This window comes from Pseudoalteromonas sp. THAF3, from assembly GCF_009363775.1.
GTDB classification, from domain to species: domain Bacteria; phylum Pseudomonadota; class Gammaproteobacteria; order Enterobacterales; family Alteromonadaceae; genus Pseudoalteromonas; species Pseudoalteromonas ruthenica.
This window is the reverse complement of the sequence record NZ_CP045418.1, coordinates 1,208,714-1,233,152: the sequence shown is the minus strand read 5'-3', so window position 1 is coordinate 1,233,152 and position 24,439 is coordinate 1,208,714. Positions and strand designations below refer to the sequence as shown.

Annotated in this window: 20 protein-coding genes and 2 tRNA genes; 11 read left to right on the top strand and 11 right to left on the bottom strand. The window is 47.9% G+C overall.

Going from position 1 to position 24,439, the window contains the following annotated elements; translation table 11 throughout:
- Nucleotides 1–162: 162 nt before the first annotated feature.
- The 5 genes from FIU82_RS05640 to FIU82_RS05620 all read right to left on the bottom strand — a co-directional run bounded on the left by FIU82_RS05640 (nucleotide 163) and on the right by FIU82_RS05620 (nucleotide 7,263).
- Entirely contained in the window at nucleotides 163–1,368 is a 1,206-nt protein-coding gene (locus tag FIU82_RS05640; RefSeq protein ID WP_052698092.1) for a M23 family metallopeptidase, read from the bottom strand.
- A 103-nt stretch (nucleotides 1,369–1,471) separates the two neighbouring features.
- On the bottom strand, nucleotides 1,472–2,125 hold the full coding sequence (locus FIU82_RS05635; RefSeq protein WP_152440544.1) for a CatA-like O-acetyltransferase: 654 nt from the start codon (nucleotides 2,123–2,125) through the stop codon (nucleotides 1,472–1,474).
- 86 nt (nucleotides 2,126–2,211) lie between these two features.
- Nucleotides 2,212–3,252, bottom strand: a complete 1,041-nt coding sequence (locus FIU82_RS05630) for a Glu/Leu/Phe/Val dehydrogenase (protein WP_045978088.1) — start codon at nucleotides 3,250–3,252, stop codon at nucleotides 2,212–2,214.
- 365 nt (nucleotides 3,253–3,617) lie between these two features.
- Nucleotides 3,618–5,681, bottom strand: a complete 2,064-nt coding sequence (locus tag FIU82_RS05625) for a S9 family peptidase (protein ID WP_152440543.1) — start codon at nucleotides 5,679–5,681, stop codon at nucleotides 3,618–3,620.
- Between the two features lie 55 nt (nucleotides 5,682–5,736).
- Nucleotides 5,737–7,263: a fumarate hydratase gene (locus FIU82_RS05620; RefSeq protein WP_022945861.1), complete on the bottom strand. Its 1,527-nt coding sequence runs from the start codon at nucleotides 7,261–7,263 to the stop codon at nucleotides 5,737–5,739.
- 154 nt (nucleotides 7,264–7,417) lie between these two features.
- On the opposite strand from FIU82_RS05620, the gene pabB reads away from it, so the two are divergent.
- The 3 genes from pabB (at nucleotide 7,418) to FIU82_RS05605 (ending at nucleotide 10,815) form a co-directional block, all read left to right on the top strand.
- Nucleotides 7,418–8,767, top strand: coding sequence for an aminodeoxychorismate synthase component I (pabB, locus tag FIU82_RS05615; RefSeq protein ID WP_152440542.1), 1,350 nt, complete (start codon nucleotides 7,418–7,420; stop codon nucleotides 8,765–8,767).
- Nucleotides 8,764–9,357 carry a CoA pyrophosphatase gene (locus FIU82_RS05610; RefSeq protein ID WP_053911583.1) on the top strand — a complete coding sequence of 198 codons (594 nt, stop codon included), beginning with the start codon at nucleotides 8,764–8,766 and terminating at the stop codon, nucleotides 9,355–9,357. Before pabB ends, FIU82_RS05610 begins: the two co-directional genes overlap by 4 nt.
- Before the next feature lie 81 nt (nucleotides 9,358–9,438).
- Nucleotides 9,439–10,815: an L-serine ammonia-lyase gene (locus FIU82_RS05605; RefSeq protein ID WP_152440541.1), complete on the top strand. Its 1,377-nt coding sequence runs from the start codon at nucleotides 9,439–9,441 to the stop codon at nucleotides 10,813–10,815.
- A 58-nt stretch (nucleotides 10,816–10,873) separates the two neighbouring features.
- Here the strand turns inward: FIU82_RS05605 and cysB are convergent, their stop codons facing one another.
- Complete coding sequence (gene cysB, locus FIU82_RS05600) at nucleotides 10,874–11,851, bottom strand: HTH-type transcriptional regulator CysB (protein WP_022944048.1); 978 nt, start codon at nucleotides 11,849–11,851, stop codon at nucleotides 10,874–10,876.
- 331 nt (nucleotides 11,852–12,182) lie between these two features.
- Between cysB and FIU82_RS05595 the strand changes: the two genes are divergently transcribed.
- Nucleotides 12,183–12,947, top strand: a complete 765-nt coding sequence (locus tag FIU82_RS05595; protein ID WP_022944047.1) for a hypothetical protein — start codon at nucleotides 12,183–12,185, stop codon at nucleotides 12,945–12,947.
- Nucleotides 12,948–13,304: 357 nt separating this feature from the next.
- On the opposite strand, the gene FIU82_RS05590 is transcribed toward FIU82_RS05595, so the two are convergent.
- Nucleotides 13,305–14,597 carry an NCS2 family permease gene (locus FIU82_RS05590; protein WP_138548919.1) on the bottom strand — a complete coding sequence of 431 codons (1,293 nt, stop codon included), beginning with the start codon at nucleotides 14,595–14,597 and terminating at the stop codon, nucleotides 13,305–13,307.
- 257 nt (nucleotides 14,598–14,854) lie between these two features.
- On the opposite strand from FIU82_RS05590, the gene FIU82_RS05585 reads away from it, so the two are divergent.
- Both FIU82_RS05585 and FIU82_RS05580 read left to right on the top strand, forming a co-directional pair.
- Nucleotides 14,855–15,304: a SulA-like leucine-rich domain-containing protein gene (locus tag FIU82_RS05585; RefSeq protein ID WP_026110985.1), complete on the top strand. Its 450-nt coding sequence runs from the start codon at nucleotides 14,855–14,857 to the stop codon at nucleotides 15,302–15,304.
- A 125-nt stretch (nucleotides 15,305–15,429) separates the two neighbouring features.
- A complete protein-coding gene (locus FIU82_RS05580; protein ID WP_172972707.1) occupies nucleotides 15,430–15,798 on the top strand; it encodes a YchJ family metal-binding protein in 369 nt (122 codons plus the stop codon).
- Nucleotides 15,799–15,926: 128 nt separating this feature from the next.
- Here the strand turns inward: FIU82_RS05580 and FIU82_RS05575 are convergent, their stop codons facing one another.
- Nucleotides 15,927–16,436, bottom strand: a complete 510-nt coding sequence (locus FIU82_RS05575; protein WP_152440539.1) for a VC2046/SO_2500 family protein — start codon at nucleotides 16,434–16,436, stop codon at nucleotides 15,927–15,929.
- Nucleotides 16,437–16,548: 112 nt separating this feature from the next.
- Between FIU82_RS05575 and FIU82_RS05570 the strand changes: the two genes are divergently transcribed.
- Together FIU82_RS05570 and FIU82_RS05565 are read left to right on the top strand one after the other, a co-directional pair.
- Nucleotides 16,549–16,633, top strand: a tRNA-Tyr gene (locus tag FIU82_RS05570).
- A 24-nt stretch (nucleotides 16,634–16,657) separates the two neighbouring features.
- Nucleotides 16,658–16,742, top strand: a tRNA-Tyr gene (locus tag FIU82_RS05565).
- Between the two features lie 5 nt (nucleotides 16,743–16,747).
- Here the strand turns inward: FIU82_RS05565 and FIU82_RS05560 are convergent.
- Entirely contained in the window at nucleotides 16,748–17,425 is a 678-nt protein-coding gene (locus tag FIU82_RS05560; protein ID WP_152440538.1) for a M48 family metallopeptidase, read from the bottom strand.
- A 286-nt stretch (nucleotides 17,426–17,711) separates the two neighbouring features.
- Between FIU82_RS05560 and FIU82_RS05555 the strand changes: the two genes are divergently transcribed.
- Together FIU82_RS05555 and FIU82_RS05550 are read left to right on the top strand one after the other, a co-directional pair.
- Complete coding sequence (locus FIU82_RS05555; protein WP_152440537.1) at nucleotides 17,712–21,035, top strand: MHYT domain-containing protein; 3,324 nt, start codon at nucleotides 17,712–17,714, stop codon at nucleotides 21,033–21,035.
- On the top strand, nucleotides 21,028–22,014 hold the full coding sequence (locus FIU82_RS05550) for a two-component system response regulator (RefSeq protein WP_045978097.1): 987 nt from the start codon (nucleotides 21,028–21,030) through the stop codon (nucleotides 22,012–22,014). The genes FIU82_RS05555 and FIU82_RS05550 overlap by 8 nt, the downstream gene beginning before the upstream one ends.
- On the opposite strand, the gene FIU82_RS05545 is transcribed toward FIU82_RS05550, so the two are convergent.
- A complete protein-coding gene (locus FIU82_RS05545; RefSeq protein WP_152440536.1) occupies nucleotides 22,011–22,409 on the bottom strand; it encodes a VOC family protein in 399 nt (132 codons plus the stop codon). The genes FIU82_RS05550 and FIU82_RS05545 overlap by 4 nt on opposite strands.
- Nucleotides 22,402–23,085, bottom strand: coding sequence for an HD domain-containing protein (locus FIU82_RS05540; RefSeq protein ID WP_138588951.1), 684 nt, complete (start codon nucleotides 23,083–23,085; stop codon nucleotides 22,402–22,404). Before FIU82_RS05540 ends, FIU82_RS05545 begins: the two co-directional genes overlap by 8 nt.
- Before the next feature lie 162 nt (nucleotides 23,086–23,247).
- On the opposite strand from FIU82_RS05540, the gene FIU82_RS05535 reads away from it, so the two are divergent.
- Complete coding sequence (locus FIU82_RS05535; protein WP_152440535.1) at nucleotides 23,248–24,438, top strand: class I SAM-dependent rRNA methyltransferase; 1,191 nt, start codon at nucleotides 23,248–23,250, stop codon at nucleotides 24,436–24,438.
- The last annotated feature ends 1 nt before the right edge of the window (nucleotide 24,439 follow it).

Below are 24,439 nucleotides of genomic sequence, written 5' to 3'. Positions count from 1 at the left end.
TCAAACACATAAAATAACAATTAGCTTGAGCCAAATCGCTTACAACTAATAACAATAGGCACTGTAACGCCCACCAATAAAAACTTAACCTTTTGAATTTAAATATAAAATTATAGTAGAGATACTGTAGATAGCGCCGTAGACCGGCGCTATTCGTTCGCACTAGCGATACAAGCGCTGCCACGCACAGGTTTTATAACCGTTACGCTCAAAGTAAAAGTTGTAGCAATTATCGTCATAGTTGTAATTACCGACATCAATACGATAACCACTAATATAGCGATTTTGTAGGCTCACATATTGGCCATTATACAACAGTGAAAAATGCACATGTGGTCCCGTTGACTGACCACCCTGACACAGCGCAGTACTTTGATTGTTAGCATAGCGCCCTATCCAACTCCCTGCGGAAATATAGTCACCGGAGTTAAATTGCAACGCATCCATATGATAGTAGTTGGTCGCGTAGCCACTTGGATGAGTGATGCGAATATTACATTGCGAATAACGTGTAACAGTGCCCTCATGGGCCGCTTGCACCCAAGGTGTATTGCTGCCCCATCCTCCAGAGCCATTATTAAAGTCTAACGAGGAGTACGGATACCCAGAGCCGGTGTTAGAGTGTGCACCACCACTGAACCATGCATAGCCACTTGGCCACGGAAGATTCATACTAAAAGCTACCTGAGCTTGAGGCTGCGCACTGAGCGCTTGGCGCTGTGGGGCTGATACCTGCTTTTGCGTCAGTTGTATTGATGGTTTCCCGGTCACAACCTCATAGGCACTCATCAACGCAGTGATCTTCTTACCCTTACGCGGGCGGCGCGGACCCACCGGCTTTTGCCGCATAATAAACATATCGACCAGCGCAAAACTGGCGACATCTTGATTAAATTGCTGGCTGCTTTGTGCGAAGCGTTTATAGGCATAAAAGGTGTGGCTGAGCCGGTTAGTGACATCGCGAAGCTGTGCTTCAAATCCGACTTCATCACTCAAATCAGCGAAAGGCCTCTGCATTGCTTCAGCAGTGGGGTTAGTGACTAGTTGGCTTTGCTGCTCCATTAATGCTAATAACAGCTCTGGGTTGATACTGGCGTAGCCAGCGAAATGCAGTATCGCTTCTTGCTTTGCTTGTAATTCGCTGTTGAGCCCAGCGAAGAAATTAGTCCAATCCCGCGCTGCCAGGGCGTTATTAAAAACAAACTGTTCATCGGCAATAAGCGCTTCGCTGTGTAAATCAATCAGCGCCATATCTTGCTTAGCAACAATGCGCTCGGGTAACTGGGCATGCTCTGCATGCACCGAAAAGCTCAATAGTGTTGTTGCACCGGCGCAGGCTATGCCGGTGAGTATGGTGTTCAATTTCATCTTTGTTCCCTCTATCGTTATCATGTCCCGTATGTGGGAACACTCACTATAGATCTATAAAGGGAATAAATGTAAATTTAATGTTTAAATATTTACATTTAAATCACAAATAATCCGAAGGATTATGCATCATTTCCTGCAATACTTGAATATATTTTGCACTATGCAGACCATCCATCAGTGCATGATGCACATCCAGGGCTAAAGGCATGCAACCTGAAACTTTATCATATTGCCCCAACACCACTTTAGGAATACCGTGAGTAGCACCCAAACAAGTAGCATGAGAAAAGCCACTAAATTGCAACCACGGTAATACCGATACATGCAGCACATCGGCGCGCCCTTCGGTGTGCGCGAAAGCCTCACTAAACAAAGGCTCGCACGCAGCACGGGCTTTTTCTTCGCGCATACGCTGGGCGTAAGTTGTATAACATGGCGTGTCATCGAGATAACTAAAACGAAAGCTGTCATCCTCGGCCAGTTGCACCACACTCATCGTCACTTGCTGATAATGCACAGGCTGATCATCGACAATACGTAGCCCCATTGGCCAATATTGCTGCGCGCTTTTGTGCACCAAATAAATGTAAGCACTAAAAAAGGACAAAGCCTGCGCTTGGCAGTATGCAAATAACAGCCGTGCGTCTAGGCGCACACACACATTGAAGTAGGGTTGCTGAAAATCTTTGAAAAAGGCAAAGTGCTGTGCACGCGGCCACTGCTGGAGGTCCACTTGCGTGGCGGGATAAGGCATTATCTACTCGACAACAAAAAAGGCATGCCCGAAAGCATGCCTTAATCTGGTATTAGGAGCAATAAAATGCGCCTAAACGCTGAGTACTAAAGACCCTGAGCGATGATCTCTTCTGCCAGTTTATCAGCGATAACATGCGTTGATACCTGCTCTTTTTCCGAGCGTTGGAAAATCTCCAGCAAAGTATCAAAGATGCCTTCAACGTGCTTAGTCGCATCGTCAGCATTATAGCCTTGTGGCTTGGTTTCGTAATAGACGTTGATGATGCCGCCGGCGTTAATAACGTAGTCTGGCGCATACAGCATGCCTTTTTCACGAATGATCTCACCATGACGAGGCTCCGCTAACTGGTTGTTAGCACAACCGGCAATAATCGTAGCCTTAATACGCGGAATGGTGTTGTCATTAATGGTCGCTCCTAGCGCACAAGGTGCGTATACATCCACATCCAGGTCATAAATGTCGTCAATGCCCACAGCTGTGGCATTGAAGTCATTGACTACACGCGCTACCGACTGCTCGTTAATATCGGTCACGAATAGCTCTGCACCAGCGTTATGCAAATGTTTACATAGGTCGTAGGCCACTGCGCCTAGGCCCTGTACCGCCACTTTCACACCTTCAAGGTTTTGATGACCGTGCTTGTGTTGAAAAGCCGCTTTAATACCTAGGAAAGTACCTAAAGCAGTAAACGGCGACGGATTACCACTTTTACCTTCCAAACCCATTACATAGTTTGTTTCTTGGTGCATCATCATTACATCACCGGTGGTGATGTTGACATCTTCAGCAGAATAGTAACTTCCACCTAAACGCTCTAGTTGCTTACCAAAAGCACGGAATAGTGCTTCTGATTTAATGCTTTTTGCATCGCCGATGATCACAGATTTACCGCCACCGAAAGGCAAACGCGCCACAGCGTTCTTGTAAGTCATGCCTTTGGAAAGACGTAGTACGTCGGTAACGGCTTCTTCATCACTGGCATAGTTCCACAACCGGCAACCGCCCACAGCCGGGCCTAGGTTAGTGTTGTGTACGGCAATAATTGCCTTTAGGCCTGATTCTTTATCACTACAAAAAACCACTTGCTCGTGGTTATCGAAATCAACTTGATTAAAAACAGCCACTGTTATTCTCCGAACTTGTTACCCTACTTGGGTGCGCTGAAATTGCCGCAGACTCTATCACTAAGTGCTGTGCCTTACCACTATATAAGATGATAAAACCACGCATTTCCTTTGTGGTTGAATTTCTATTCACGTATAGAACAGTAAGTGAATATTTAATTCAAAATATGGTTAAATTAACGAACTTTAAACTATAACCAATAACCCTATGTACCACCTTTATCCACGCCCATCTGACGTTTACGTTAACGGCAACACCTATGTAAATATTTTAATACGCTGGGCGGGAATGTCGAGTTTCAAGGAGGACGGGCGCTGCCAGTCTAATCGCTGGCGACGCCCTTAACTGGTCAGAGCAGAACTTATTATTGTTCGCTCTGTGGCTGGGTGTACTTTGCCATCCACGCAAATACTTGCTGATACCAGTGAATTAAATTATCAGGGTTATGGATCCAATGATTTTCCTCAGGGTAGACCACCAGCCGCGAGTCGATGCCCTTGCGTTGCAAGGTGGTAAACGCCCCTAAACTTTGCGCATATGGCACGCGGTAGTCTTTAAGGCCTTGAGTCACTAACATCGGTGTTTGCCAATTGGCGACGAAGTTAGCCGGGTTATACTTACTGTAATCCCCGTCTTTCGCCCAAAACGGGCCGCCCATTTCATGCTCAGCGAACCACAACTCTTCGGTGCTTTGGTGGAAGCTTGGCATATCAAACAAGCCCGCATGATTAACCAGACAGTTAAAGCCTTTAGGCCAATTTCCGGCAATCCAGTTCATCATGTAACCACCGTAGGAGGCACCGAGGGCACAGCCGTTGTTAATGTCTAACCAAGCATAATTATCGCCCACGTAATCGAGACCTTTTTGTAGGTCTTGCAGCGGCTTACCTCCCCAATCGCGGGAAATAGAGTTGGTAAACGCTTGGCCATAGCCCACCGAGCCGTGAAAATCGATCATCACTACGCCATAGCCTTGCGCCGCCCAAAGCTGAGCATTCCAACGACTGTGGAACATATTGCCGAACGATCCTTGCGGCCCCCCATGGACTAAAAATGCCAGTGGATAGCGCTTGTTAGCATCGAACTGGGCCGGCTTAACAAGATAACCATATACCTGTTCATCGTTGGCACCACTGAAGCTAAACTGCTCTACGTCACCTAAAGTCACATCAGCCATTTTTTCTTTATTAACATCACTTAACTGCATTAAGCCGCTGCCATCGCGATTAATACGATAGAGCTCTTTCGGTGAATTCAGAGCATGGCGAGAAAACACGATTTGCTCGCCTACGACCTGCACGTCACCGACATAGCCATCGCTGAACACGCTACGGATGTCGCCAAACCCGGTGCTGATTTCAAATAAGCTGGTCTGGCCTAAATCTTTGGCGGTGGCATAAATAGCACGGCCATTCGCACCGAATTGGAAGCTGCCCACACTGCGATCCCACTGCGGTGCCAGTGCTTTGTTCTCACCAGTGCGCAAATCTAGCAACTGCAAAGTGAACTTGTCTGATTCAAAGCCAGGTTTTGTCGTCGCTTTATAGGCAAGGTAACGGCCGTCAGCGGAGAACTGCGGCGCTGCATCCCAAGCTTTGTTTGCTTCGGTGAGGTTGCGAATAGAGCCGCCTTCGATAGCCACTTCAAATAAATCGAAGTTTGTGCTCCAAGCGTTATCCGGGGCTTTAACTTTAGCGCTGAAAACCACCTTGGTGCCATCGGGGCTAATTGCCACTTCTTCCATGCCGGAAAAAGGCTTAGCAGGAACATCGGTTTGCCACTGTGGGGTGATGTCTTTAGCGTCGGTGATCACTTTATCGGTAAGTTTGGCGCTGAACAGGTGACGCACTTTATTGTCATTCCAGTGATCCCAATGCCGCACCATTAAACTGTCATAGACTTGGCCGTTATGGGCCGGTGGATTGGCATCGCGCTCGATAGTGCACGCCAAGGTATCACACTCGGGATAAACATCTAAGCTTAGTACCACGGATTGGTTGTCAGAACTTAAGGTGTAACCCTCGATATCCATGGGTAAGTCAGTAACGGGGCGCGCTTCTCCGCCACTAAGGGGCAGTCGCCACAGCTGATTGGAGCCCGAGCGGGCTGATAAAAAGTAGATTGCTTGGCCATCGCTAGAAAAGCGTACCGCTGTTTCACTGCTGCTGTCATAGGTTAACCGTGTCGCTTTCGCTAAATTGGTCGAGCCAGCATAACTGCTGCTCACTGCTGATAAGGGCTGCAAATATAAATCGCTGCCCTCGGGCGTTTTTACACCGTAAACGAGCTGCCTTCCATCACTGGATACCGCCACACTGTGCACTTTATTGAGCTGAGTTAGTTTTTCAACGCTGAGTACTTCAGCCTGGGCGCTCAGCGCTGAGCCGCCAAGCAACATCACACTGAGGATAGAATTTATTGTTGTCATTGTTTCACTCCATAAAAAAGAGCGCCAAGGCGCCCTTCTTAACCGAACCGATGCATTACTTCAACGCACCATCCAATTCTTCAATTTTTGCTTTCCAAATTGCTGGACCTTGGGTGTGAGCATTTGCTCCTTCGCTGTCCACGGCCACAGTGACCGGCATATCTTCTACTTCAAATTCGTAGATAGCTTCCATACCTAAGTCCTCAAATGCCACCACGCGGGCCTTTTTAATCGCTTTGGCGACCAGGTAAGCGGCGCCGCCAACAGCCATTAAGTATACCGCCTTGTTGTCTTTTATTGAGGCAACTGTAGCTGGACCGCGTTCAGCCTTACCAATCATGCCAATAAGGCCGGTTTTCTCTAGCATCACGTCGGTGAATTTATCCATACGGGTCGAGGTAGTGGGTCCTGCGGGGCCGACTACTTCATCGCCCACCGCATCCACAGGGCCCACGTAGTAAATAAATTTATTGGTAAAATCAACACCCTCAGGCAAGCCTTCACCGCTTTCAATCATTCCTTGCAAACGCTTGTGGGCCGCATCACGACCGGTCAGAATTTTACCGCTAAGCAGCACGGTTTCACCCATCTTCCAGTCTTGGATATCATCCTTGTTAAGGGTATCAAGATTAACGCGACGGGTGTCTTCGCCCACTTCCCAGGTCACTTCTGGCCAATCTTCTAATTTCGGCGGCTGTAAATCGGCGGGACCCGAGCCATCAAGAGTAAAGTGCACATGACGAGTTGCCGCGCAGTTGGGGATCATCACCACAGGCTTTGACGCCGCATGAGTGGGCGCGGTTTTCACCTTTACATCTACGACGGTGGTTAAACCACCGAGCCCCTGGGCACCAATACCGAGCTTGTTAGCACGCTCAAAAATCTCCAAGCGCATTTTCTCTTCGGTCGTTTCAGCCCCTCGTTCGATCAGCTCATGAATATCCACAGGGTCCATCAACGACTCTTTGGCCAATACTGCTGCTTTTTCCGCAGTGCCGCCAATACCGATACCTAACATACCCGGTGGACACCAACCAGCGCCCATTGTTGGTAAGGTTTTTTCTACCCACTCGGCAACATCATCGGAAGGGTTCAACATCACCATCTTGGTTTTGTTCTCAGAGCCGCCGCCTTTGGCCGCAATCATCACTTCCACTTCATTGCCTGGCACCATATCAATGTGCACCACGGACGGGGTGTTATCTTTGGTATTTTTTCGACTGCCAGCAGGGTCGGCAACTATCGATGCACGTAACGGGTTATCTGGATTGGTGTAGGCACGACGCGTTCCCTCATCCACCATTTGCTGCACCGTCATGTCGGTTTGATCCCACCGCACATCCATACCAACTTTAACAAAACAAGTAACAATGCCGGTATCTTGGCACAGTGGGCGTTTGCCCTCGGCAGACATACGAGAATTAATAAGGATCTGCGCAATGGCGTCTTTGGCCGCCTTGCTTTGCTCTTTGTTATAGGCTTTTTCTAAAGCTTGAACAAAGTCTAGCGGGTGATAAAAAGAAATATACTGCAGCGCATCGGCAATGCTGTCGATAAAATCTTGCTGGCGAATAGTGCTCATGATTAATCCTTCCTACTGGGTCACACCTTCAGTTAATACATAAGTCGGTGCGACGACTCGGTGACGTGTGCACGGTTAGACCGCGTCTTCTGATAAAGTGTAACTTATGATAACCTCCCTGCCCGTTTCGGGCTAGTTCTTCGAGTTGAAGATAATGACAAATTCGCAATTACATTGCCGTAAATTAGCGCTCTCATCCTCGCCATGTGAGGTGTTTGCCCAATTACACCATCTCCAAGGGGCGGTTTTTCTTGACTCTGCTAGTGCAGCGCACGTTAATAGCCGCTTCGATATCTTAGTGATTGAGCCTGAAGCGACGCTCAGCGTCGAGCACAACAAGGTATACCTAGATGGCGTTGAGCTGCATCAGGACGTGTTCGCCTATATGCAGCAACGTCTAGCTGGCCTGTGCACACAATCCCCGGCGCATGATCTGCCTTTTAGTGGCGGCTGGCTTGGCTACTTTGGCTATGATTTAGGACGCACCCTAGAGCGCCTACCCAGCTTAGCGACGGACGACATTGCCTTGGCGCAGATGCAACTGGGCCTTTATCTTGATGCCTTAATTTACGATAAAGCGGCCAGCCAATGGTATTATATTGCCCAGCCAACGGTGGATGTCGAAGCCCGTTTACAGCGTTACCTGCAGCCACCCGCCGCCGCAAACGCAGGTAAATTTGCCTTAACCAGTGACTGGGCCTCCAATATGAGCCAAGCGCAATATGCCGATAAATTTGCAAAGATACAGGACTACTTGCGCAGCGGCGACTGCTATCAGATCAACCTGGCACAGCGCTTCAGTGCCACATATCAGGGCTGTGAATGGCAAGCCTATCGTCGTTTACGCAGCCACAACAGCGCCCCCTTTTCTGCTTTTATGCGCTTGTCGCAAGGCTGCATTTTATCCATTTCGCCAGAGCGCTTTATCGAAGTGCACCACAATCAGGTCGAAAGCAAACCGATTAAAGGCACACTGCCGCGCAGCAGTGACCCTAAAAAAGATCAAGCCTTGGCAGCGCAGTTGACGAGCTCCCCCAAAGACCGCGCCGAGAACGTCATGATTGTCGATTTACTGCGTAATGACCTCGGCAAGGTTGCGAAACCGGGCTCGGTGCATGTGCCCTCACTTTTTGCCATAGAGAGCTTCCCCGCTGTCCATCATTTAGTCAGTACCGTGCAGTCGCAATTGGCTGAGGGCAAAACGGCGCTCGACCAATTGAAGGCCGCATTCCCGGGCGGTTCTATTACCGGTGCCCCGAAAATCCGGGCGATGGAAATCATTGAAGAGCTCGAACCACATCGGCGCAGTGCCTATTGTGGTTCAATTGGCTACATTAGCGCCTGCGGTGATATGGACACCAGTATCACCATTCGTACCTTAGTGGCCAAAGACAATACCCTACATTGCTGGGCCGGTGGTGGCATTGTTGCCGACTCAGATGTTGCCTCTGAGTACCAAGAGACTTACGATAAGGTAAATAAAATCTTACCGGTATTGACGTGATAAAATCACCCCATGCGGCGCTCTCATGCGCTCAGGTTATTGCGCGGTTTAATCTCAGTGCCGCGCCCTCCAGCTTTGTTCCAACCCACCCAAAGCGTCGTAGCGCTGTGGTTATGTTGCTCTCAGAGTCTGAGCACGGAGCACAAGTGTTGCTGTGTAAACGCGGCGCCCACCTGCGCCATCATCCTAGCCAACTGTGCTTTCCAGGGGGAAAGCAAGAGCGCGAAGATAAGACGCTTGCCCACACCGCCCTTAGAGAGCTACACGAGGAGCTAAATATAGACAGCAAAGATGTCACCATCATCGGCCGTCTCGATGAGGTGAGCACCCTCAATGATATGAGTATTACGCCGTATCTAGCACAGCTACGCGCCGGTGCCCGTTGGCAAATTGATCAAAATGAGGTCGAAGCCGCATTTTTTGTGCCTCTGGCTGAACTATTGGCAACCCAAAACTGGCAGTCTCTGCAGGTCGAGCGGCAACAAAAAAACCTCCACTTTCGCGTTTTTAAAACCCCTTATGGTCTGCTGTGGGGAGCAACCGAGCGAATTATTGAGCGCTTTACGAAGCGCCTTGGTCCGATCAGCTAAAATTAGTGTACAGAGGATTACATCCCTGGTGTTTAACGTTATGATGGGCGCCCGTTCAAAGGCAATGTGAGTATAGATTTTATGATCAGTGCATTCGATATGTTTAGCATTGGCATTGGGCCGTCGTCGTCCCATACCGTAGGCCCAATGCGCGCATCTCGGTTGTTTGTGCAAACCCTGCAAGAGCAAGGCACACTTGAGGATGTTACCGAGGTAAAAGTAGAGCTGTTTGGTTCCTTGGGTCAAACCGGTGTTGGCCATGGCTCAGGTAAAGCTGTTATTTTAGGGCTCGCCGGATACGACCCAGAGACGGTCGATGCCGACGCCGTGCCCGATATTTTGGCTAAAATCGAGCAAGAGCAGGTTATTTATCTCAATAAAACCCACCAGGCTAAGTTTCCAAAGCAAGGGGCGATTGTATTTCATCGCCGCAAGACTTTGCCCAAGCACTCTAATGCCATGGAGATTATTGCCTTTAAGGGTGAAGAGCGCATTGCCTCGCAAGTGTATTACTCTATTGGTGGCGGCTTTATCGTCAGCGACGAGGACTTTGATAAGGAAAAGCAGGCTGCGCTGGATATCCGTGAGCAAAATCCTGCCCCCTACCCATTCGACAATGCGCAGCAACTGCTAGAGCTTTGTAAGGAATCCGGCCTGAGCGTCTCAAGCCTAATGATGGCCAATGAGAAGACCTTGCGCGACGAAGCAGATATCAAAGATGAGTTATTTCATATTTGGCAGGTGATGAAAGCCTGTACTGAACGCGGTATGCGCACTGAGGGCATTCTTCCCGGTGGCCTAAAAGTTCGCCGTCGCGCACCCAGCTTATATTTAAAGTTAAATGTTGAGAACAATAACGACCCACTGAGAGCAATGGATTGGGTTGACCTATTCGCTCTTGCCGTGAACGAAGAAAACGCCGCTGGGGGTCGAGTAGTCACTGCCCCCACCAACGGCGCCGCAGGTATCCTGCCGGCAGTACTCATGTATTACCACACCTTTATCAAAGAGGTGGATCGCGATATCGCCACGCGCTACCTGCTGACCGCAGCAGCAATTGGTATCTTGTATAAAAAGAATGCCTCTATCTCCGGCGCCGAAGTGGGTTGTCAGGGCGAAGTGGGCGTGGCCTGTTCAATGGCTGCGGGCGCCTTAACGGAAATCATGGGCGGTAACGTAGTGCATGTAGAAAATGCCGCTGAAATCGGCATGGAGCATAACCTTGGTCTCACCTGCGACCCTGTGGGCGGCCTTGTGCAAGTGCCTTGCATAGAGCGCAACGCCATGGGTGCGATTAAAGCTATTAATGCCTCACGCTTAGCCATGCGCGGCAGCGGTGAGCAAAAGGTCTCCTTGGATAAAGTGATTAAAACCATGTGGGACACCGGCAATGATATGAAAACCAAATACAAAGAAACCGCTCGAGGCGGTCTGGCGGTAAACATCATTGAGTGTTAATCGCACAAAAAAAGAAAGGCGCCAACAGGCGCCTTTTTCATATCGTGACACTGATCACTTAGCGCACTGGCAACTCAATGCTTTCAAACATCGCATCGACGTCATCTTGATTACGTAATAAGCAGGCTTTTTCAACCCGATCTTTGGTCAAGTGCGGCGCAAAACGCTCAATGAAGTCATACATATAGCCCCGCAAAAACGTTCCTTTACGGAAACCGATTTTGGTCGTGCTTGCCTCAAATAAGTGGCTAGCATCAATGCACACTAAATCTTTATCGGTGATTTCATCAACAGCCATCGAGGCGACCACCCCGACACCCAAACCTAAACGTACATAGGTTTTTATAACGTCCGCATCAGTGGCGGTGAAGACTATATGAGGTTCTAACCCCTGAGCATTGAACGCTTTGTCTAGCTCTGAGCGACCCGTAAAGCCAAACACATAAGTGATCAGCGGAAACTCAGCAACATCAGCAATACTAAGGTTATCGGCTTTTTGCGCCAGCGGGTGAGTTTTCGCTACCACAATACTGCGATTCCAGTGATAGCAAGGCAACATCACTAAGTCGGAATACAAGTGTAAGGCTTCTGTTGCAATAGCAAAATCAGCATCTCCACGTGCCGCTGCATCAGAGATTTGCTGCGGCGTACCTTGATGCATATGCAATGAAACCGCCGGGTACTTTTTCATAAAGCCTTGAATGACTTCCGGCAAAGCATAACGCGCTTGAGTGTGGGTGGTGGCAATATTAAGTTTACCTTGGTCTGGCAAGGTATGCTCATTGGCTACAGCCTTAATTCCCTCGACTTTGGAGAGAATCTCACGAGCAATATTGATAATGTCTTTACCGGCACTAGTTACGTGCGTCAGGTGCTTGCCACTGCGTCCAAAAATTTGCACCCCTAATTCGTCTTCCAACATACGTACTTGTTTGGAGATACCGGGCTGCGAAGTATAAAGACTCTCCGCTGTGGCGGATACATTGAGGTTATGATTAAGCACCTCAACAATATACTTTAGCTGCTGTAGTTTCATGGTCGTTGTTACTTTCTATTATTATTTTACTTGCGATTGCACCAGGCGTTATACGCAGTGGCCTAGACCCTAATCTTCCTGGTGAATGGGAAGGCAAATCAACACCTTGAGCCCATCTTCTTATACATTTTAGCTATTGCGATTAGCTAGGCTAGCACATTTAATTATGTCTCGGTACTGTTGATTTATGTTCAAGGCTGCGATGTTCTCCTATACTCTTATTTTATTTAATGTTATTTCATGAATTTAACGTGTATTACTACCCCAACCTAGGTTCTTTCGGTTAAGATGGGTGGTAATTGGGCAACTCAATGAGTAAGAGAATCGGGGTATGATAGTCTCTATCATTATTATGTTAATTGTCGCGCTTATCGTTATTGCGGTTTGGGTAAGTGCAGTGCAACAGCATAAAGAAAAGCAAGAAGCTCAGCGCCGCCAAGAGCTCGCAAAGCAGAAAAAAATAATAGAAGAGACGGAAGAAGTGCTGGTCAACAGTGTCAATATCCCGTTATCTAATAATGTGATGATGATTCTTTATCGTCGAATTCACGATGCGCTTGCCGCCATGGTTGAGTTGTCACCCTCCTCGAAAGAGCTTAAATCTCGGCTTAATGATGCAAAAACTCGCTTAACCAGTGGCGTTGATGAGAGCGCCAATATGGGCGAGAACTTTGTTCTTCCCGATCATGACAAACAGCTTATTTCATTGATACAGGGAATAAAGAAGCTGCGCACCATCATGCGCTCTGAACACAGCAAGGGCAAAATCGATACCCCTGTGTTTATGCAAGAGGACAAAACCTTTGAGCGCCTGCAATTAAAGATAAATATTGAAAGCCAAATTAAGCGCGGCGTGGCTGCAAGAAACGCTAATATGGTTGGCTCGGCACGGCAGTATTTCGAAAAGGCGTATGCCACAATTACCGCCCTGAATTACAGCGACGACTATGTCACGAATAAAAAAAATCAGCTTGAGGATTATCTCAACGAGATCAGCTCTGAATTGAAAGCCTCTAACGCCTCCGCCCGTAAAAAACGCGAAGAGGAAGAAAAAGATGATTTGGATGTGTTATTCGCGCCAAAGAAAAAGTGGTAACAGCGCAAATCAAGCTATAACAGATAGGCCGATTTTAAACATCGCCTATCTGCTGCCTGTACCGGGCCATGCAGGGTAAATACCTTACGCAAAATCTGCCCACTACCTTCAATCATTGAGCCATACATACCTTCCAGCTGTGTGTGCCAACACCCAAAACCAAACTCTCCATAATGCTGCGCCGGTAGGCAGGGCTAGCCATGATCTGAGTGTGCTGAAGTACAACTACGAAGTGCGACGTCAAGAAGCGACAATTGACAATAGAGGCTGGTTTTTTGAAGCTCGTTGGCTCATACAAAAAATAAAGGCACAGCGTCATAGCTGTGCCTTTTTAGCTGTTATATATGACCTTGCTTACTAAGATAAAAACATGAACTTAAGCAAAAATAGTACTGTTAGAATCCACACACTCAAGCTAATCTCCGCCCCCTTATTACACACTAATTTCACCGCCGTATAGGCGATAAAGCCAAGGGCAATGCCGTGGGCAATGGAAAAAGTTAACGGCGTCATCAACAGCACCACGGCAACTGGAATCGCATCTGTCATATCATCCCAATCAACCAGCTTAAGGTTTTGCAGCATGAGCACCGAGACATACAAAATCGCACCCGCTGTTGCATAAGCTGGAACCATGGCTGCCAAAGGAGCAAAAAACATCATCAGTAGGAAGCAACAGCCCACCACCACAGCTGTTAAGCCTGTACGCCCACCCACTGACACACCGGATACTGACTCGATGTAGGAAGTGGTCGTAGAGGTGCCAAGCATAGAGCCTGCAATTGTCGCCGTACTATCGGCACTCAGTGCTCGACCCAAACGTGGCATACGCCCTTGCTCATCGGCTAGGCCAGCTTTTTGCGTTACCGCCACTAAGGTGCCTGAGGTGTCGAACAAATCCACAAACAAGAATGCGAAAATGACACTGAGCATGGATAACTCTAACGCCGAGGCAAAATCTAATTGCATAAAGGTAGGAGCGATGGACGGTGGCGCTGAGATCACCCCTTGATATTCAACCAGCCCCAAAGATAACGCAATGCCTGTTACCAACATGATACTGATCAATACGCCGCTTTTAATATCACGATACAACAACGCCGCTATTACGAAAAAGCTCAGGATAGCGAGCAAAGGCCCACTGCTGGTAATATCACCCATCTGAACGAGCGTGGCTGGACTGGCAACAACAATACCCGCGTTTTTCAGTGCGATGAGCGCCAGAAAAGCGCCAATCCCCGTGGCAATAGCGCGCTTAAGTACCAGTGGAATGGCATTGATTATCCACTCTCTGACCTTAAATAGGCTCAACGCTAAAAAGATACACCCCGACATAAATACCGCCGCTAAAGCCGCCTGCCAGGTGTAACCCATACCTAATACTACGCCGTAGGTAAAAAATGCATTTAAGCCCATGCCTGGCGCTAATGCCAACGGATAATTCGCCCAAAAACCCATAATGAAGCAACCGATAGCAGCAGCAATACAGGTCGCTACAAATGCTGCCCCTTGGTCCATTCCCGCCTCTGCTAGCATTGCCGGGTTGACAAACACGATGTACACCATGGTGATAAAGGTCGTGAGTCCTGCGATAACCTCGCGCTTAACGGAGCTTCCATGCGATTTTATTTTGAACAGTCTTTCGAACATAGGAGTAAACAGTGATACGTAAAATAGAAGCGGCGGATACTAGCATAAATGCGGACAAATGACCGCATGTTTACGCAGCAATATTGGCACCGAAATACAGCTTTAGCTTCTTCGGTATCGCTAAGCGTTTAAAGCAACAAACAAGACGTTTAAAAAAGAAACAAAAAAAACTTGCACTGAATAACTGTATAAACTACTGTATACAAATACTGTATAAAACACTGTATATGGTTCACAAAATCCACAGCGAGGCAATTATGTTACATACAGCAAGTGTTCGTCATGTTAAAAGCTATCAGCAAGATAACCCTAATGTGATCAATATCGTAAAAACTGAGGATGAGATCTCTGCAACATTTGAGATGCTTAAAATCGTTCATCGCTACAATCAAAATAATGGCTGGACGCTATTAGTCGCCCCTGACAATGTGCCCAGCCGCCACCTATTGGACGCGTGCTCTATCGACACGAATAAATTGCTGGTAATTCGGGCTAAACATGTTGTTGATATGGAATACATGCTTAATTGTGCGCTGCAAAATGGCCGTTTTGCGGCGGTGATCACCTGGACGGACATTTTAAAACAGCAACAACTCGAAGCCTTACAACTCAATACCCACCAAGCTAAAGCACAGCTTTACTGTTTCACTACCGAGCATAACGCCAGCGAACAAACAACTGTGCCCTCGCAGTTACAAGTCTGCTAATATAGTGGCGTGATTCCTTGTAGTTAGAAAATGCGATGTGCCATTGTGGATTGCCGCAGCCTTTTGCTGATTGCTGCGGCCGGTTTGTAAGTAGAGCTATTGATGCCCCCGACGCCCAGAGCCTGATGCGCTCTCGTTATAGTGCATTTTGTGAACAAGCTATTGATTACTTATGTTTTACCTGCTCAGAGAAAGCCCTAGAACAAAACCCCAGAGAGGAAGTGGCTGAATTTGCCCAAGCTGCGCATTTTGTACGCTTACACATAATGGATTATGAGCCTGGCGATGCTTTGGCCTATGTTGAATTTAAGGCTTTTTACATCATTGCTGATACCCTTCACTGTATTCATGAACGCTCACAGTTCATTCAACAGCACCACCAGTGGAAATACGACAGCGGGCAGTTGTTTGAAGCCGCTGATGTAAAGCTTAAACGCAACGATCCCTGCCCATGCTTAAGTAGCAATAAATTCAAAAAATGCTGTATGTCTTGATGTGATGCCGTCGCCCAGTGGCAGCTTTAGGTATTCGCTTAATTAGTACAAGGAACCCTTGGCGCGCCCCTGCTATTGCACCCTGATTAGCGCGCTCTGACTGGCCAAGCGCCATTATGCGCAGGCCATTACGCGTGTGCTAAAGGCGAGGACTTATTCATATCCACAAGTTGATCGTAAAAGGCTGCACTATCCATTTGCGGCTCGTTCAGTGGCTCATATTGGCGATGATGTTTTGCCTGTACGCTCGGATCACAATTATCAATTATAAGTAGTGGAACATAGGTTTTGTCGTCTCGCACTGCCAAAGGCTCCGGGGTTAGACACTCTTTTAATCGCAGAGTTGTCATTGAGCTTTGCGCCAATAATGCCCTGTCATGCTGAGCTCTATCTATGTGGTAATCCGGTAATGCCGTTGGTTTTGCAGGCGCAGCGCCCAACTGCAATCGCAATCGCTGCTCATCCACTTGGTGAGATTCTAGTTCCGATTTGGGAAGGTGAAACTGGGCAAAATCGAGTGCATCTGCTGATAATGATGCTAACAGCCAAGCAAAGTCTCCACGACGGGCCTCATGGACACTGCGACATAATTGCGAGTCCATTTGTAGTTCGTTACGAATGACGGGCTTAACTTGCATAAACTTTATTCAACCTGAATTACTTCTAAGCAGTTATCGGCCTTTTTTCAGCTTTCTTTAGTTTTTTTCTTTACTTGGACTCTGAGTTTGCTATTATCGCCGCCGTTGTTTAGGAGGGGTTCCCGAGCGGCCAAAGGGATCAGACTGTAAATCTGACGGCATTGCCTTCGCTGGTTCGAATCCAGCTCCCTCCACCACTTAACAACACACATCATTCTATTGGAGGGGTTCCCGAGCGGCCAAAGGGATCAGACTGTAAATCTGACGGCATTGCCTTCGCTGGTTCGAATCCAGCTCCCTCCACCACTTTCCTATCGTACAAAATCCAACAGATGTGCATTCTCTTTAAGCCATAACCGTGCTTGGTCGGTATGCTCGTAGTAGCCATTAACCAGTGCCCAAAATTGATGGCTGTGATCCATATGTACCCGGTGCGCCAGCTCGTGAACTATGACATAGTCAATAACCCAATGCGGAGCTCCTGCCAGCAAGGTATTAAAACATAACTCACCACGCGAATCGCAACTGCCCCAACGACGCTTGTACACTTTAACGCTAATGCCGTTAGCGGCGATATTCATCACCTTTTGCCACTGCATTATGCGGGCCGATAAGTGATCAGATAATTCATCGTGCATCAGTGCCAATAGCTGTTGATTAAAATAGCGCTGGCGATGCTTCACTCGCTTACTGATTACGATGTTTATCGTTTGGTTATCTGTCTGCTCAAGTGAGCTCTCGCTTACCTCTATTGCACGTAATTCACCGAAAAGCATAATGCGACCATGTAGCCAAGGGTTATACCTAGCCGCTTCAATATCAGATTGTTTATGTAATTGTTTGTTTATCCACGCCTGTTTGCTCTCAACGAAGTCTGCAATGAAATCACGACATGCCCCATAAGGCGCTTTCACACTCACTTGCTGATTTTTGACCACCAAAGCGAGCGTTCGTCGACGGCTATAGTGCACATCATATTGCCTACTCATATTAAACCTTTGTTGTAATTACTTGAACTAAAAGGGTTTGCCAAACAATGTGCTAATATTAAGTACATCCTTTGCAGCGCTACTAATATGATACCGTAATTACGCCCTTGGGTAAGCTTGCAGCGCACTCATAAATAACTAAACTCAGCCGTCGCTGCGCTGATAGAACAATCAGTGTCATTGTAAGATACAGGGCGCTTTCACTTTTGTGCGCGACACGTGGTTTTTCACTGTGCTAGGCTGTGATTGCCACTTGGCATCCGTTGTTGGAGTATCGAAGTACTTTATGTTTTCTCAGTTTTTTATTACCGACCCTGCTCCCGAATTGCTGGTTAATGGCAGCTATGATTGGGCCTTAGTGTTACTTTCGGTCACTGTTGCTATTTTTGCATCTTTCTTTGCACTGCAATTAAGGGAATTTGCTCAACAACAACGCCACACTCCATTTTATCGCATGGCACTGCCAGCAAGTGCCGCCGCTTTTGCCGCTGGCGTGTGGAGTATGCACTTTATCGGAATGCTGGCATTTAGCTTATGCGTCAGCGTCGACTATGATTTCACAGTGACGGTGGTGTCATTCATCCCTGTCTTTTTAGCCACTGCCTTAGGGTTCCATTTACTCAGTACGAACAACCCTTCTCGAGCCAAGCTTGCGCTCAGTGCCCTGCTGTTGGGCGCCGGCATAGGGGTTATGCATTACACGGGTATGGCCGCGATGCGCCTAGGGCCAATGCTAGGCTATGACCCACTTTGGTTTGTTGTCTCTGTATTAGTGGCGGTCATTCTCGCATGGCTCGGCCTGGCCGCTCATTTATATTTACAACCCACAGGGCGCAGCACTCTAGGGCAAACCGGTTATCGTATTCTCAGCGCCATTGTTATGGGCTGCGCAGTCTCTGGCATGCATTATACCGGGATGCAAGCGGCACGATTTGTGGCCCAATCCCCGGTGTACAGTGAGCTCACCGATAATAGCCATGTAACCGATCTCGCTCTGAGTATTGCTATTGTAAGCCTCTTGCTCAGTGGTCTCATTGCTTTATTGCACAGTGTGATGCGCTATCGCTTGGCCCTTCAGCAACAACTTATCACTCAATCACGCCTTGAAGCGGTCCTCAATACCGCCGTTGATGGCATTATTACCATTAGTGCGAAAGGCCAAGTACTGAGCTTCAACGCCGGAGCTGAGCGTATACTCGGGTATCATCGCGATGAAGTGATTGGCGAAAACGTAAAAATGCTGATGCCGCAAGAAATCGCCAATCAACATGATAATTACTTAAGTGCCTACCAAAGTACCGGCATTAAAAACATTATTGGTTCTGGACGTGAGGTCAACGCCGAACATAAAAATGGCGCGCTGATCCCCATTCGTTTAGGGGTTGGCGAAGTCGCTATTCCCGGACAAAAGCGCATGTTTGTAGGTTTTATTACTGACTTGAGCGCACAAAAGGCGATGCAAAATCAGCTTGCCCAACAAGAGCGTCATTATCGCACTTTGTTAACTAATATGCCCGGCGTGGCTTTTCGCTGCCGTTTAGATAAGCATTGGAGCATGCTTTACATTAGCCCTATCGTAAAACAATTAACCGGCTATGATGACCAGCAATTTATCGACGGCAGTGTTAACTTTGACATGCTTATCTCTGCGCAGCATAGCGACTATGTGCGCGAGCAAATATACAGCGCACTTGCACAAGGAAAAAAACACTACTCTTTTGAATACCAAATACAGTGTCGCGATGGCAGCCGTAAATGGGTGATTGATAAGGGAACATTTGAGCATACCGAAGGAGAAGAGCTTTTCATTGCAGGCGTATTGGTCGATATCAGTGAGCGCCAACAAATGGAGCAAGCGCTTGTAAAAGCGAAAGAGAAAGCCGAAGCTGCGGCGGAGACAAAGCAAGCCTTTTTAGCCAATATGAGTCATGAAATACGCACGCCCATGAACTCCATCATTGGCTTCTCTGAAGTGCTGCTAGATAGCCCATTGAATAAACAACAGCGTCAGCAACTCACCAACGTATTGCAATCTGCACGCTCTTTGTTGCATTTACTCAATGATATTTTAGACTCGGCCAAGCTTGAGCAAGGTAAAGTGAGTATAGAGTCAGTGCCCTTTAACTTGCTGGCTCTCGTCGACTCTGTGGTCTCCAGCTTTTATCACAGCGCTGAACATAAGCAGCTCTCGGTTGCCCTAAATATGGATAGTAATCTCGGTGAGCACTATCGCGGCGATCCGCAGCGCTTACGCCAAGTATTAGTCAACTTAATCGGCAACGCAGTAAAATTTACCGAGCAAGGCAGTGTCACCATCAATGTTCGCGGCGATAATCAAGGTGTCTATTTTGAGGTGGTTGATACTGGCATTGGTATCGCCCCCGAGCGGGTGAGTGCTATTTTCAATCCTTTCGAGCAAGCAGACGACAGTACCACGCGGCGTTTTGGCGGCACCGGTCTAGGCACTACCATTAGCCGCCAGCTCGTACAACTTATGGGCGGGGATATAGGCGTCACCAGCACCTTGGGCCAAGGCAGTACATTTTACTTTACCCTGCCCCTAAAACAGGTAGCGGGCGAGCACGCCAATGAGCAGAGCTCATTGACCCCACTTAGCGAAATGCCTAAATTGCGAATACTGGTGGCTGATGATGTACCGCAAAACCGCGAGCTACTGCAACTACGCCTAACTAAACTCGGTCATCAAGTAGAGGCAGCTGATGACGGCGAGCAAGCAGTGCAACTGGCCACAAGTAATAGCTATGACATTGTGTTGATGGATATTCATATGCCCAAGTGTGATGGTCTCCAAGCAACCCGACAATTGCGTCAATATGAGCAGCACAACAAGGTTGCTACAACGCCCGTTATTGCTTTAACGGCCAGTGTCATGGGCAGTGACCGTGAAGCGGCTAAAGCCGCTGGAATGGACGGCTTTGCCAGCAAACCTGTGGTGCTGAGCGATTTACTAACGGAAATAGCCCGCGTTCTCGATATCGATTTGGCTGCACATGTGTTCGCACAAACTAACGCCACCGCCCACGACAGCCAACAGCTGGTCAACGAAACCCAAGGAGCGGAACTGTGGGGTTCAAAAGCGCATTATCTCAAGGAACTAAAGCACTTCTACGGGCAGCGCAATAAGCAGCTGCGAACACTGAGTAAATATGATCAGCTCAGCGCCGAACAGCTTGTTGACGTGCATACATTAAAAGGATTAGCCGGTAATCTAGCCCTGCCCAAATTAGCCGATACATTAAAGTCGATTGAACGACAAAAGCAGGTTCAAGACCCTCATCGGTTTGCTCTATTCAGCTGTATTGATGAGCTCTATCAATATCTGCAAAACCATACTGACGCGCCTAGCAAAGTCGAGAGAAGTCACCATAGCGATGAGGACTTTAAGCAATTATTGCGGGAGGTTGCGCAGTTATGCGATAACTTTGAATATGATAGTGAACACAGTGAACAACTTATTGCGGCAACACCACAACAATGGCATAAACAAGTAATGGATATCGCGAATCTCATTAATGAATTCGAATTTGCGGCGGCAAAAGCCGCTATTGAGCAATTACTTGAGCAACTGCAGAGTGTGCAACATGATTGAGACACAAAAGCCGACTCTCCTAGCTGTAGATGATGAGCCGACGAACCTTAAGGTTTTAAATCAAGTATTAGGAAACGACTATCGCCTTATATTTGCAAAATCAGGGCCTCAAGCTTTGGAATTAGCTCATAGCAAGCAACCCGCGCTCATTTTACTTGATGTTATGATGCCGGATATGTCTGGCTTTGAAGTATGTGAACAGTTAAAGCAACGGCCAAGTACGCAGGCTATTCCGGTTATTTTTGTGACCGCCATGCAGGACGAAGTAGATGAAACGCAAGGCTTTGCCAAAGGCGCGGTTGATTACATTACTAAGCCAATTAGCCCAGCAATCGTCAAAGCGCGGGTTAAAAATCATTTGTCTTTAGTGCAAGCTGACTTACTCAAAGCAGCGCAACTTGAATTGATCCAAAGGCTGAGCCATGCAGCCGAGTACAAAGACAATGAAACCGGACAACACATAATTCGTATGAGTCGTTATTGCCACATCATCGCGCGCGCTTATGGCTTTAATGAGGCCCATGCCGAGTCGTTGCTGCTTGCAGCGCCAATGCATGACATTGGAAAAATCGGTATCCCCGATAATATCCTTCTTAAACCCGGGCGCTTAGATCAAGACGAATACCGGCAAATGCAAACTCATGCCAGCATTGGTGCGGATATCTTGGCGGGCTCAAGCTCTGCATTAATCCAACTTGCCCATCGACTTGCCCTTGAGCACCATGAGCGCTTTGATGGCAACGGCTACCCAAATGGCTTACAAGGCGAAGAGATCTCCATAGAGGGCCGTATATGTGCCATTGCTGATGTATTCGACGCACTGACTTCGAAGCGGCCATACAAAGAACCTTGGCCAATCGACAAAGCCGTGCAGTTACTTCAAGAAGAGAAAGGCAAGCACTTTGACCCCGAACTGGTGGATATTTTCATGGCTTGTTTGGACGATATTCTTGCTGTTAAAGCACAGTATCCGAGCTAGAGCAGCTCAGCAACGGCCTCATATTCATAACAGGTAATTTCATGGATATTGCCGCTGGGATCACGAAAGTACAATGACCAAGATACCTGATGATCGGCTCGCGTGACCTTGATATCGCAATCGTGCAGGTGCTGTTGCCAGTGCACAAAGGCTAACGCATCGCAACGAAACGCGATGCCGTTGCTTTTTTTATCACCAACAAATAAAGCCAAGCAAATCGACTTTGCCTGATCTTGCAGCATAAGCGGTCCATCGTGTTGCTGTTCAAACCAAAAAGCCAGCTCGGGGACGATATCAAAACCCATTACTTGACGATAAAACGCCAATGCAACCTCGATATCATGCACTTGTATATGGCAATGGTGTACGCCACGCAATAACGGTGGGTTACTCATAGGCGATACCTATCTCTTCGCCCAGTTGGCGTAAGAAATCGTGCATGTACTGCGTGCGCTTATGTGCTTCATATCGAGCACTGGCCGTGTTCATGCTCTGACCTATGTGCAATAACTTCACAAAAAAGTGATCAAGGGTGTATTTACTGTCATCAGCTTGGCGGTTCTTACAAAACGGATCCTGGGGGTGATATAGGCCACGACAAATCGCCCCGCCTACTTTCATGCAGCGACTCACTCCCACTGCGCCAAGGGCATCCATGCGGTCGGCATCTTGTACTATTTGCGCCTCTAAAGTGGTGGGTGTGACATTGGCACTAAAGCTATGGGCGACAATAGCATGGTGAATAGCATCGAAATAGCGACTGTCATAATGAATACTGTGCAAAAAGCTTAACGCCTTATCGGCTGCCATGGTCGATGCCTTCGCTCTGTCCGGATGGTTTTTCGCCACCGCAACACAATCGTGCAGCCACGCCGCAGGCAACACCACTTCAATCATGGCATGCTCCTGTTCACACAAAGTTTTCGCGACCTGCACAACGCGTTCAATATGCGTGATGTCATGGGCTGAGTCGGCGCTACCGCAACTGAGAATAAAATCGCGACATTGTTGTTCGATTTCTTGCATAGTATTCATTATTAAGAGTTTATGTGATGACAATAAATCACTCATCGGCTATTGGCAAAATTAATTTGAGAAAGCGCCTTAAGATGCCTAGAATAGCGCCTCTCAAACCAACGACCTAGCGTGTCAACATGCCTTGCGGTGGGTATTCAACTGCCTCAGTGCACAGCAGCTTCAACATACTCACTCTAGGAATTATTAGGAGGCTCAATGGCCGGTGCGATTTATCTTCAAGCAGGACGCGAAAAATCACTGAAACGTAAACACCCGTGGATCTTTTCAAAAGCAATTAAGAAAACCAAAGGCAACCTCGCCCTAGGTGACACGGTCACCGTTTACGACAGTCAGGGAACATACTTGGCTACGGCCGCTTATAGCCCACAGTCACAAATTCGCGCCCGGGTATGGAGCTTTGACGAACAAGAATCTATCGACCAGGCGTTCTTCTATCGCCGTTTAGCTCGGGCCCTTGATGCCCGCCAGCACACTATTGACGAAGGCCAGTTAACCGGTTTCCGCCTGTGTGCCGGTGAATCTGACGGCCTTCCTGGAGTAACAATAGATAAATTTGATAACTACTTAGTCTGTCAGTTGTTAAGTGCCGGTGCAGAGCGTCACAAAGGTGAGGTAGTCGCCGCGTTAGTGGAACTGTTCCCTTCTTGTCATGTTTACGAACGCTCAGATGTCGAGGTGCGTAAAAAAGAAGGATTAGCGCCTACAACCGGCGTGCTATCTGGCACGGCGCCAGAGCACCCGGTGTTGATAAAAGAAAATGGCCTCACCTGCGAGGTAGATATTCTGCAAGGCCATAAAACCGGCTTTTATCTCGACCAACGAGACAGCCGCGCCGCCCTAGAGCGCTTCTCCAAAGACAAGGAAGTATTAAATTGCTTTTGTTACACCGGCACGTTTGGTTTATATGCCTTGCGCGGTGGCTGCTCTAAGGTGATCAATGTCGATGTATCACAGCAAGCCCTTGATATTGCCAAACGCAATGTGCAGCACAATGACTTAGACTTAGGACGCGCTGAGTTTGTCAAACAAGACGTATTTAAGCTACTTCGTGAATACCGCAGCGAAGGACGCACCTTTGATACCATCGTCATGGATCCACCCAAGTTTGCCGACTCAAAGGCGCAGCTCAACGGCGCATGCCGAGGCTATAAGGATATCAATATGTTGGCGATGCAGCTGCTTAAGCCAGGCGGCACTTTACTGACGTTTTCGTGTTCAGGACTCATGGAGCAAAACTTATTTCAAAAAGTGGTCGCCGATGCTGCCCTAGACGCCAATAGAGAGCTACTCATTGTCGAGCGCTTAAATCAGGCCGCCGATCACCCTATCGGAGGCGCTTACCCTGAAGGCTTTTACCTCAAGGGGCTGATCTGCAAAGTGTATTAAC